Raw genomic sequence first — 11,548 nt, forward strand, 5'->3', positions numbered from 1 at the left:
TTGAATGGCGAAGAAGGAGGGATTTGAACCCTCGCGCCGGGAACCCCGACCTATGCCCTTAGCAGGGGCACCTCTTCGACCTCTTGAGTACTTCTTCAGTCTGCCAAGTGTGCTTCTGTCTTCACAGTGCCTACATAATATACCATGGGCAAATGGAGGAGTCAACCGGAAATTTTTCATAAATTTCCGGCTGACAGACACCATCAGATTCCGTCAGAAAACAGGAGAATCACCTGGCGGTTCGCTCATTCTTGATCCAGCTGAACTGCGGTTTCCAGAGCTACCTTCATCATCTGGGTGAATGAGTTCTGGCGTTCTTCGGCAGTAGTTTCTGCGTGGGTGACAAGGCTGTCGGAAATCGTCAGCAGGCATGCGGCGTTCTTGCCGAGAACCTTGGCATTGTGGAACAGTGCGAAGCTTTCCATTTCAGCACATAAGCAGTGCTTCTCACGGATGATCTTGTTCTCATCGACTGCGCCTGGCTCAGCATAGAAGACATCGCCGCTATGAATCGTTCCTTCATGCAGAGGGATACCAAGCTTTGCGGCTGCAGCGCGGATCGTATCATTCAGCTTCTCAGAAGGATACTGAGTGTCGTCAGGGTCGCCGGACTGACACAGTGCAAAAGTGGATTCAGAATAGCTTCCGGTTGCCAGAACGACATCGAACAGGTTCAGATCTGCGGTATAAGCACCGGCAGAACCGATCCGGATGATGTTCTCGACCTCATAGAACTTGTACAGTTCATAGGAATAGATGCCGATGCTCGGCATGCCCATGCCGCTGGCCATGACAGATACCGGTTTTCCTTCATAGGTGCCGGTATAAGCAAGAATGTTGCGGACAGAGCTTACAAGTTTCGGATTTTCCAGAAAATGTTCAGCGATGAATTTTGCCCGGAGCGGGTCGCCAGGCATCAGAACAGTCTTGGCAAAATCGCCTTTTTCTGCATTGTTATGTGGTGTTGACATGATTCAGATCACTCTCTTTCTTCTAAGGGAATTATAGCAGACCATCTTGAAAAGGGAACCCTCAGGCGTTCTTCCGGGAGTGCTTCTTCGAATCAGAGATGAAAATTCCGAGCGTCACCAGAATGATTGCAAGCATGGTGGAGAGCGTGAAGGCTTCCTCTCCTTCCTTCAGGAAAACCGCCGAAAGCAGAACCCCGAGCACCGGATTCATGAAGCCGAGAATCGAGATGCGGCTGACATCGTTATAGCGTAACAGGATCGACCAGAGCGTATAGGCACCGGCCGAGATGAACGCCATGTATGCAAGCAGGATCCAGGCAGAGAAGGAAACCGGATGCAGATGACCGCCGGAGATCAGACCGATGAGAATCATCACAGCACCACCGAGCAGAAACTGCCAGCCGCTGAGAATGGCAGGATCTTCTTTCTGACCATAGCGCTTGATCAGGTTGCCGGCTATGGATGAACTGATGGCAGCGATGACCATCGCTCCTTCTCCATCCAGACGCAATCCGCCAGTGAAGGCACTCTGATCGGCGATCACGCACATGACGCCGGCAAAGCCGATCAGGCTGCCGACCACTTTTCTGACCGTGAGTTTTTCGAAGCGGAACACGAAGGCAGAGAGGAAGATCGTGAAGAAGGTACCGGAGGCATTGATGATGGATCCGCGCACGCCGGAAGTATGAGCGAGACCCATGTAGAAGAAGATATACTGACCGATCGTCTGGAAGCACATGAGCTTCAGAACCATCGGCCAGTTTCCTTTCTTCGGAAGCGAAAAGGAGTGATTGCGGATGCTTTCATAGAGGACGACCATCCACCCGGCCAGGAAAAAACGAAGCCCGGCAAAGAGAATCCGGGAAGGCGTATCGTCAGCACCGATCTGAAAAAGGCTGTAGCCGATCTTGATGCATGGCGAAGCAGATCCCCATAGAAAGCAGGCCGCAAAGGCTGCTAAGAAAACAATGGATCTTCTGGTCCAGAATGGTTCCTGCATATTCTGTCTCCTTATTCTTCTGAAAAAGAAGCGAAGCTCAGCGCTTCGCTCCCTTGGCACTGTTCTCGCTGTAAGTCGAGAGCAGGTTGGTATCATACGAGAAAATCATGCGGGATCTGCGGCGTTCGCGGTCCAGCGCAAGCTGAACGAGCCGATCCATGAGATCCGGGAATTTCAGACCCGATTCTTCCCAGAGATAGAAAGACAGAGAGCCCGGAATGGTGTTGATTTCGTTGACATAGACGGTATTGGTCTCAGCATCCATCATGAAATCGATTCTGCAGACACCGGAAGAACCGAGCACTCGGAAGGTTTCCAGCGCATAGTTCTTAATGAGCTCCGTGACGCCGTCTGGAAGTTCTGCCGGAACTTTGCGGGAGGTGTTTGCCATGCCTTTGGATCCCTTGGCGCCTTTGGCACCCTTAGAGCCTCCTTGGTATTTATCTTTGTAATCCAGCAGTTCATCATCGGAAGAATGGAATACTTCTTCGAGAACTGATGCTTCGGCGTGGAATGAGTCTCCGAGCACGGAGCAGTTGACTTCCCGCATCGGCTTCACGACTTTTTCGGTGATGACCTTGAGATCATACTGAGCAGCGTTCTCGAAGCACTTCAGGTATTCTTCATCGTTATGAGCAATCGAGATGCCGACGGAAGAACCGGTACAGGCCGGCTTCAGAATGACCGGATAGATCAGTTTATGAACCTGATCCAGGATAGAATCCTTCTTTGTTTCCAGTTCGCTGCCATAGCACCAGAACCATTTTGTGATCGGCAGTCCTGCTCCGGAGAGAATATATTTCTGATGAACCTTGTCCTGGCCGACCGCCGCGGCGATCAGATCGCAGCCTGCATAAGGAAGCTTGAGCATCTCAAACAGTCCCTGGATCGTCCCGTCTTCGCCATTGGTGCCATGCATGACCGGAATTGCCACATCGATCGTGCCGAGATCTTTCTTTCCGAAAAGGCCGCTCTTCACCGGCTGGATCACAACCTGACTGCCGATGCTGGCCAGCGTGACCTGCGTGCACATCTTCTTCACTTCATCAAGATCGCGGAAATTTCTCATATCCCGCAGGGCATCTCCGGCATAGAGCTTGCGGTCTTTTGCGACATAGATCGGAATTACTTCATATTTATCCGGATTCAGAGCCTCCATGGCCTGATGTCCGCTGATGATGGAAACCTCATGTTCCACAGATTCCCCGCCGAAGAAAACGGCTGTTCTCAGTTTCATATCTTTCCCTCCTAGGAATTTGCTTCCTCATTATACTCAGTTTCCTGCTTCGAAACGACAGAAAGCGGCAATTGCAGAGAGACATTCGCAGGGCGTATGCTATCATACCCACGAGGGAGGATCTGGTATGAAGAAAGCACTTGTGCTGGCTGGCGGCGGTACCCGGGGCTCTTATCAGAACGGGGCAGTGCGAGCCCTTCGGAGAATCGGACAGGACGACTGGAATCTGGTGACCGGAACTTCGATCGGCGCCCTGAATGCAGCCTTGATCGTTCAGAAGGATTACAAAGCAATGGACACCATGTGGCATAATCTGAAGCAGGAACAGATTATCAATGGTTCCTTTTCCGTTGATATGGATCTGCAGGACATGATCAATGACCGGGCACAGATCATGAACTTCGCAAAAGATTTTCTGAAAGACAAGGGAGCAGATATCTCTCCGCTGATTGCGTATATCAGAAAGCTTTATCAGCCCGAGAAGTTCTTTGCAAGTCATATAGACTTCGGCTGCGTGGTGTGCAGGCACCGGACCAAGGAACCGGTATATGTGAATAAGGAAATGATGAAAGAAGACGGGGTGGACTGGCTGATTTCCACTGCCAGTGCCTATCCGGCCTTCCCGGTTCATAAGTTCAAGGGAAAAGAATATATCGATGGCGGATATTTTGACAACCTGCCGATTGATGAAGCATTGCAGATGGGAGCCGATGAGGTGATCGCACTCGATCTCAACAGCGAACCACAGCATCCGTGCTACATGGATCGCTCGCATATCACGTATATCTTCCCGAAAGTAGAAACCGGCAGCTTCCTGTCGTTTGATCCGAAGGTGATCGGGCAGCTGGAAGCCCTCGGATATTATGATACGATGAAGGCATTCCACGTCTTTGACGGCGTGAAGTATACGTTTGAACTGACCAAGCTTCCTGACTGGTTTGCCCGGTTCCAGAGAGATCTTCTGATTCTGGAAGCGAAGATCAAGCTTGCCGGGAATCTCAATGAGCGCTTCCGCAGCAGCCAGGTAGTCACGGACCGCCTGCTTGCCCAGCAGCATGCCCGGGTGCTTACAGACAAGGCGATGTTTTACGGTTTTCTCGACAACCTGATGGACTTTGCCGAAGCAGATCCGACCAGGGTGTATACGTATAAAGAGGGCAGAGACCTGATTCTGGCAAAGTTCGCGGATGCGGCGAAGGAAGATTATCCTTCGGCGCCTTCGCTGGCTCCGGATAAGCTGCTTGCCTATATGAAGAGTCTTAATATGGCGGGAGTCACGGCCAAGATGGTGCATACGATTCTGTACCCGGACCAGGAATTCCTGAGCGAGAATATGAAGCTTACGGTATATCCGTTTGAATATGCGCTGGCATTGTTCGTGAAATACCTGATGCTGGAACTGAAACAGGAGTGATTATGGAGCGGATCGCACAGTTTGAAAAAGTAAGTCTCAGCCAGTTCCTTGAGGACTGGCACGAGTTTTCCCCGGAAACCGGAAGCGCAGAAGCAGAGAAGATCTATGAATCGATCCAGCTGCCAAGGCGTGCAACAAAAGGATCGGCCGGCTATGACTTCCGTGCACCGGTCGCCTTTGAACTTGCGCCGGGGGCCGAGATCCGTATTCCGACCGGAATCCGTGCTAAAATGGATCCTGGATATGTGCTGATGCTGTTTCCGCGCAGCAGTCTCGGGTTCCGCTATCGTCTGCAGCTGAATAATACCGTCGGCATCATTGACAGCGATTATTATTCTGCCCGGAATGAGGGTCATATCTGGTGCAAGCTGACGAACGATACGCATGAAGGGAAGACCGTCAGCTTTTCGGCCGGAGATGGAATGGTGCAGGGAATCTTCCTGCCGTTCGGCATCACGCTTGATGACGAAGCAGAAGGAGAACGCGTCGGCGGGTTCGGCAGCACAGATCATTAGAAAGATTTGCTATGACAGAACAAGAACAGATTCAGAGTTATTTTGAAACCGAGCCGATTCCGGAACATATCCGGGAACGCATGGAAGAATGCCGCCGGAAACATATGACCGTTCCGTCGGAACGTCTCATCAAGCGTCCTTCCCAGATTGAAGGCATCCGGGAAAGCTCGAAGATCAATACCGGTGTCCTGGACGAAGTTGCTGCGAAGATCCATGAGGGCATGAGCACCCAGGAAATCGATGACATCGTCGTCGAATACACGCACAGCCATGGTGCCATCTGTGCTCCTTACCACTTCGAGGGCTACCCGAAGAGTGTGTGCACGAGCATCAATGATGAAGTCTGCCATGGAATTCCGGCAAGACACCGGAAGTTAAGAGATGGGGACATCATCAATGTCGATGTCTCGACAATCTACAAAGGCTATTACTCCGATGCCAGCCGGATGTTCATGATTGGCGAAGTGAGCGAAGAGCGGCGCAGGCTCGTCGAAGAGACGAAGAAGTGTCTCGATATCGGCGCTGCTGCCGCAAAGCCATGGGGCACGGTCGGCGATATCGGCTACGCGATCTCGAAGTATGCTCATTCCAAGGGCTACAGCGTCGTGCGCGAGCTGGGCGGACATGGCGTCGGCATCGAATTCCATGAAGATCCGTTCGTATCGCATGTCGGCAAGGCTCATACCGGCATGGTGCTCGTACCGGGCATGATCTTCACGATCGAACCGATGATCAATGCCGGCCGGGCAGGCGTCACGATTGATCCGTATAATGAATGGACGATTTATACGGAAGACGGCAAAGACAGTGCCCAGTGGGAACATACGTTCCTGATGACAGAAAACGGAGTTGAGATTCTGACCTACTGATGATTCTGAAGAAGGTGATTGCATGGAACAGAATCAGGAATTGCTGAAGAAGCGCAGAAGAACCTTTCATTATCGGAAAGAACAGATTTCCGATGCCCAGCTTCATGATCTGGAAGCTTATGGAATCAGCGTTCAGAGCGAAGAACAGCCATGGTTCTTCGCAGTGATTCAGAATCAGGAGATTCTGAATCGCATGGCAGAGATGACGGGTCTGGATGATCCGTTCTACGGAGCGCCGACGCTGATTGCCGCATTTGCGAAAGACAATGCGGTCAGTGCTGTGGTGGATACTGCATTTGCCCTTTCCTCGATGATGAATGCGGCCGTGAATGAAGGACTCGGGACCTGCATGATCGGCAGTCTGAAAGACCTGCTCAATCATCCGGAACACATGGATCTGAGAAATCTGTGCAGAGTTCCGGATGGCTATACGTGCATCGGCTCGATTGCGATCGGCTTCCCCGATGAGGAAGAAGACCTGCCTGACCATCAGAATACCGACGTATTTTCTTATATCAGATAACTAAGGAGTTCTATGAATCCGACAATCTATGTGACCGGGCACCGGCATCCGGATACCGACAGCATCTGTGCAGCCATCACGTATGCAGATCTTCTGAACCGCTGCAAAGAACCTGCACAGGCATGCCGCCAGGGACCTCTCAATGAAGAGACCAAGTTCGTTCTGAAACGATTTCACCAGGAAAATCCGCTTCTTCTGACGGATGCCAGAACGATGGTGAAGGATATCGATATCGACCAGCCTGCCATCATCTCCCGCCATGCGACAGTTCATCATGCATGGCACGTGATGCTGCAGACCCAGAACCGGTCGCTGTTTGTGACGGATGATGACGGCAAGCTGTGCGGCATCTGCACGACTTCCAATCTTTCTTATGTCCGTCTCAAGCCGGAAGGGGATCTGAACCAGCTGATGTCTACCGCAAAGCTGGAAGACATCGCCCGCACGATTGCCGGAACGATCGTATATCGGCCAGAGGACTTCCATTCGACCGGAATTGTGCATGTGATCACGCTCGATGAGAATGAAGCCCGCATGTTCAATCTCAATGGCGGCATCGCAATTCTGAGCTCCGATCCTGCCAAGCAGAAGATGGTCATCGATGCCGGCTCCAGGTGCCTGATTCTGACTTGCGGTCATAAAGCGGGCAGCGAGGTCATCGCAGATGCCGCTGCCCATCATTGCGCCGTGATTGAAACTGATCACGATACCATGCATGTCGCCCGCATCGTGACCGAATCCTATGCGGTGGAGAATGTGATGACCACGGACCTCGTGACCTTCAGAGAAGATGAATTCGTCGATGATGTCGCTGCCAAGATGACGAAGACCCGTGTACGCTCCTATCCGGTTCTTGATCATGAAGGCAATATTGTCGGTGCGATTTCCAGATTCCATACCGTGAATTATCCGCACCGCCGCTTCGTGCTCGTCGACCACAGTGCCACGAATCAGTCGATCGGACATGTAGAAGAAGCCCGCATCGAAGCAATTATCGATCATCATCATATCGGCGATATCCAGACCGACTATCCGATCATGTATCGCAATGTCCGCTGCGGCTGCACGTGCACGATCATCTCGACGCTGTATCAGGAAAACGGTCTGCTGCCGGATGCGGATATGAGCGGACTATTGCTGTCGGCAATTCTCAGCGATACGCTGAACTTCAAGTCGGCAACGACGACGAAGCAGGACCGTGTGGCAGCAGAATGGCTGGCAAGAAGAGCTGGCATCGACAATATTGATGCCTATGCAAGAGAGATGCTCGGCGCATCGGTAGCGCTGAAGGATTCCACGCCGCATGAGATTCTGAACCGTGACCTCAAGAGCTATGCGATCGGTTCCTACAAGTTCGCAATCGGTCAGACCAACTACAGCCATATGGAAGACGTGCAGAAGATCCTGCCGGAATTCAAGGCAAACCTGGAGAAAGAACAGGAAGCTGACAAGCTGGATCTATTGGTCATGCTGTTTACCGATGTGATGGGAGAAGGATCCCTGTTTGTCTACTACGGACCACTCTCCTATGTCATCTCTGATCTCATCGAGACGAAGTTTGATGATCATTCCGGATTBGATCCGCATATCATCTCCCGCAAGCAGCAGCTGATCCCGAAGCTTTCGGAAGTGCTCAAATCAATCTGATAACGGCTTTCCTGTGATGGACAGGAGAGCTTTTTTTTTTTTTTTTTTTTTTTTCTCTCTGAAATTACGGAATATATCTTGGCACGATATATTGTAAATACATCGAGACTCGATATAACAAGAGAAACGCAATGGATGAAAAACTGAAAAAGAGCTATGTGCCGATGACGGAGACTGCCTTCTATATTCTGCTCTCCCTGCAAAAGGAGAGGCATGGATACGGAATCTCCCAGAGGATCCGGAAACTGACCAGGGACCATGTACGGAACTTTGCCGAAGATGGAGAAAGACAGCCTCATCGTTCCGCTGCTGATCCTGTTTGCGTTCACGCAGAAATGGTTCATTAACAGCATCGGCGGAGAAACCGGATTCAAGGGCTGAATTTCATTCAGCTCCGATCCGGTTAGCTGTATACTTTCCGTATGATGAATTTCTGAAAGGAGAATGCAGCGATGGATTATCCGAAGACTGTACTGCATCTGCATCTTGATGGTGCGATGCCAGCCCGCCTGTTTGCAAAGTGGAGCCGGGAAGACGGCATGATTCCGGAAGAAATGAGCGATGGGGCATGGATCAGTGCGCATCAGCTGAAAGAATCTATGAGTCTGGCAGAAGCACTGGCGAACTTTGATATTCTGCTTGCGCTTCTGAACCGAGAAGAAAGACTGTCTGAATGCACGGAAGAACTGCTTGAGGATCTGTATCAGGAGGGAGTCAGGGTTGCAGAAATCCGCTTTTCTCCGCAGTCTCATCATCCGCTTTCGATGGAAGCGGCGGTGCAGGCAGTGATTGCCGGACAGAAGAAAGCCGTTTCGAGACACCCGGATCTCTGTGCAGGCATTCTGCTCTGCATGATGCATGGCACTGACAATGAAGCAGAGAACCGGAACACGGTTCTGCTGGCTGGAAAGTATCTGAAGGAAGGCGTTGTCGGCATCGACTTAGCTGGCAATGAAACAGGCAATCCGCTGTCTGACTATGAATCCTGCTTCATTCTGGCCAAGGAGAACGGAATTCCGTTCACGATTCATGCCGGGGAAAGCGGGCCTGCATCCAATGTGCAGTATGCGATTGATCTTGGCGCAAAGCGGATCGGCCATGGCGTCAAGAGCATCTCCGACGAGAATGTCGTGAAGAATCTGGTTTCCCATGGCGTGACGCTGGAAGTATGTCCGACGAGCAATATCTATGCGTCTTCGTTTCCTTCTCTGAAAGAGCATCCGGTCCGGAAGCTCTATGATGCAGGCGTGAAGCTGAATCTCAATACGGATGATCCGTTCTTGATGAATCTGACGCTGGAGCAGGAATATCAGAACATGAGAGAGGTATTCCAATTCACCGAGAAAGAGCTGATTCTGACGAATCTGTACGGGGCAGAGGCGTCGTTTTGCAAGGGCAGCGAGAAGGTTGCTGAGCAGTTAAGAAGCATCCTTGCAAATATGAAATAGAAAACGGCAGGATCACTGCCGCTTCAATGCTTCGATGAGACTGAGATAATCGTCTGGCAGCGGTGCCGTGACGGTGATCTCTTTTTCTTTCTGGGGATGGAGGAACGTGATGGACTCCGCATGCAGCATCGCTGCTTGTTCTTCCAATAGATTGCATGGTTCTCCATACAGGGTATCGCCAAGCAGAGGATGGCCGAGATAAGCAGAATGAACCCGGATCTGATGGGTTCTGCCGGTATCGATGCGATAACGCACTTCTGAGGTGTCTTTGAAAGTCTGCAGACATTCATAATGCGTCAAGGCATGCTTGGAATCGATGTCCGTGACTGCCATCCGCCGGAAATTGTCCGGGTCTCTGCCGATCGGAGCGTCGATGATTCCGGACGGGTCCATGATGCCCTGTACGAGGGCAGTATAGGTTTTCTTCGGCCGGAATGGCCCTTCATTGACGGAAAGAAGGGCAGCGATGTGCTTGTTCTTTCCGACCAGGATGCAGCCGCTGGTCGTGCGGTCGATGCGGTGGATCAGATAGAACTTCTGATATCTGGCAAGCAGGGCATTGTGAAGGGTTCCGGTCCAGTTGCCCGGAGCTGGCGCAACGGTCATGAAGCGGGGCTTGTTCACGACGAGGATCTGATCGTCTTCATAGAGGATGTCCAGCGGAATGTCTTCCGGGAGACTTTTTTCCGGCCGCTGATCTGGAATGGAGACATCAAGCTCATCACCAGGATGGATGATCGTGTCTTTCACGAGCAGATGATGATTCACGCCAGCCAGATGGTATTTCAGCACAGTTCTGGTATCGGAGTCTGAAAGGCCGAGGGTCTTCTGCACATAGGAAAGGGCATTCTGTTCCCGGATCTCTGATTCTGCAGTCCATTGTCTCTGTTCCAGCATGTTTCTGATTCTCCTGTCCGGTTTTATCTTAACAGCGTAGAATGGAGAACGGAGAAAAAATCACTATGGAAAAACAGTCATATCAGGCACTTGTGGAAGCAGAGCTGCCGATTCACGGAACATTCTGGACGGTCGAAGCGGTTGCGCAGGATGGCGTGCATCTCAGCGCCCGGGGAAAGAAGGAATGCATGCCGCTGGAAACATTCATGAAGGAGGCCGGACTGAAGAACGAAGACTTCGATCCGGCAACCATTGCGGCATCTGCGGAAAGCCGCATGCCTCATCCGGAGCAGGAAGTTGCTTCTCTGGATGGCGTGAAGCAGTTTGAGATCTACCGGACGGATTCCGTCTATGAGCGGAAAAGTCCGCTCGATTTTCCTTCGTATCCGGAAATCCGGATCGACCGGAATTTCGATCTGCATCAGCTGGATCACTTCGTCGTGCTGGATACGGAGGCGACCGGTCTTTCTGCGTATGAGGACCGGCTGATTCAGCTGTCGGCAATCCGCTACGTGAACGGCAGACCGGAAGAGTCCTACAATACGTATCTGAATCCGCATAAAGAGATGACGGACGGGGCGGTATCTGTCACGAATATCCGCAGCGAGTTTCTCGAAGATGCACCGGACTTCTCCGAGATCGCAGACAGCTTCCGGGAATTCGTCGGTTCTGATCCTTTAGTCGGCTACTATATCCTGTTTGATCTGCGGATGCTGTGGTGCGCCGGGATGGATCTCATCAGCGGCCATACGATCTATGATGCGCAATGGTATGTATTCCGCCGGATCCCGAAGGGATTCCTGACGGATCGCAAGCTCGGCACGGTTGCGAAGTATCTGAATGTGGACTTTCCGGCTCATAATTCGCTCGGAGATTCCTATGCGACCGGAGAGATCTTTCTGAAGACTGTCCGGGAAATGACAGAAGGATGAAACTGTATTCAGAAAATGATTCTTTTATTTCATAAGCGATTGACGCTTTTTTCATTGCTGGATAAAATAATGGAGCAGCTGCTTTCTGACCGTAA

At 51.4% G+C, this 11,548-nt stretch carries 12 protein-coding genes and 1 tRNA gene; 8 read left to right on the forward strand and 5 right to left on the reverse strand.

The genetic code is table 11. The features are described from left to right. Positions 1-5: 5 nt before the first annotated feature. The 4 genes from FYJ51_RS01945 to FYJ51_RS01960 form a co-directional block, all read right to left on the reverse strand. A tRNA-Ser gene (locus FYJ51_RS01945) sits at positions 6-97 on the reverse strand. A gap of 148 nt (positions 98-245) precedes the next feature. After that, on the reverse strand, positions 246-971 hold the full coding sequence (gene deoD / locus FYJ51_RS01950) for a purine-nucleoside phosphorylase (protein WP_154502603.1): 726 nt from the start codon (positions 969-971) through the stop codon (positions 246-248). A gap of 61 nt (positions 972-1,032) precedes the next feature. Beyond that, positions 1,033-1,971, reverse strand: coding sequence for a DMT family transporter (locus FYJ51_RS01955; RefSeq protein WP_105304267.1), 939 nt, complete (start codon positions 1,969-1,971; stop codon positions 1,033-1,035). Between the two features lie 37 nt (positions 1,972-2,008). Beyond that, positions 2,009-3,208 carry a D-alanine--D-alanine ligase family protein gene (locus FYJ51_RS01960; protein WP_154502606.1) on the reverse strand — a complete coding sequence of 400 codons (1,200 nt, stop codon included), beginning with the start codon at positions 3,206-3,208 and terminating at the stop codon, positions 2,009-2,011. 127 nt (positions 3,209-3,335) lie between these two features. Between FYJ51_RS01960 and FYJ51_RS01965 the strand changes: the two genes are divergently transcribed. From FYJ51_RS01965 to add, 7 genes are all read left to right on the forward strand, one after another. Continuing rightward, positions 3,336-4,622 carry a patatin-like phospholipase family protein gene (locus FYJ51_RS01965; protein ID WP_205946117.1) on the forward strand — a complete coding sequence of 429 codons (1,287 nt, stop codon included), beginning with the start codon at positions 3,336-3,338 and terminating at the stop codon, positions 4,620-4,622. Positions 4,623-4,624: 2 nt separating this feature from the next. Then, positions 4,625-5,137: a dCTP deaminase/dUTPase family protein gene (locus FYJ51_RS01970; RefSeq protein ID WP_154502612.1), complete on the forward strand. Its 513-nt coding sequence runs from the start codon at positions 4,625-4,627 to the stop codon at positions 5,135-5,137. Between the two features lie 11 nt (positions 5,138-5,148). After that, on the forward strand, positions 5,149-6,006 hold the full coding sequence (locus FYJ51_RS01975; protein WP_105304264.1) for a methionyl aminopeptidase: 858 nt from the start codon (positions 5,149-5,151) through the stop codon (positions 6,004-6,006). Between the two features lie 22 nt (positions 6,007-6,028). After that, on the forward strand, positions 6,029-6,529 hold the full coding sequence (locus FYJ51_RS01980) for a nitroreductase family protein (RefSeq protein ID WP_105304263.1): 501 nt from the start codon (positions 6,029-6,031) through the stop codon (positions 6,527-6,529). A gap of 12 nt (positions 6,530-6,541) precedes the next feature. Continuing rightward, the gene (locus FYJ51_RS01985) at positions 6,542-8,176 is read left to right on the forward strand and encodes a putative manganese-dependent inorganic diphosphatase (protein ID WP_154502615.1); all 1,635 of its coding nucleotides are present in this window, start codon (positions 6,542-6,544) and stop codon (positions 8,174-8,176) included. 258 nt (positions 8,177-8,434) lie between these two features. After that, positions 8,435-8,557: a hypothetical protein gene (locus FYJ51_RS13910; RefSeq protein ID WP_268892632.1), complete on the forward strand. Its 123-nt coding sequence runs from the start codon at positions 8,435-8,437 to the stop codon at positions 8,555-8,557. A gap of 71 nt (positions 8,558-8,628) precedes the next feature. Beyond that, positions 8,629-9,624 (forward strand): adenosine deaminase, encoded by a 996-nt coding sequence (gene add / locus FYJ51_RS01995; protein WP_154502618.1) that lies wholly within the window; start codon positions 8,629-8,631, stop codon positions 9,622-9,624. Between the two features lie 12 nt (positions 9,625-9,636). Here the strand turns inward: add and FYJ51_RS02000 are convergent, their stop codons facing one another. Next, entirely contained in the window at positions 9,637-10,521 is an 885-nt protein-coding gene (locus FYJ51_RS02000) for an RluA family pseudouridine synthase (RefSeq protein WP_154502621.1), read from the reverse strand. Positions 10,522-10,586: 65 nt separating this feature from the next. Between FYJ51_RS02000 and FYJ51_RS02005 the strand changes: the two genes are divergently transcribed. After that, positions 10,587-11,453, forward strand: a complete 867-nt coding sequence (locus FYJ51_RS02005) for a 3'-5' exonuclease (RefSeq protein ID WP_205946118.1) — start codon at positions 10,587-10,589, stop codon at positions 11,451-11,453. Positions 11,454-11,548 lie beyond the last annotated feature (95 nt).

This window comes from Stecheria intestinalis (assembly GCF_009696165.1).
GTDB lineage: Bacteria > Bacillota_I > Bacilli_A > Erysipelotrichales > Erysipelotrichaceae > Bulleidia > Bulleidia intestinalis.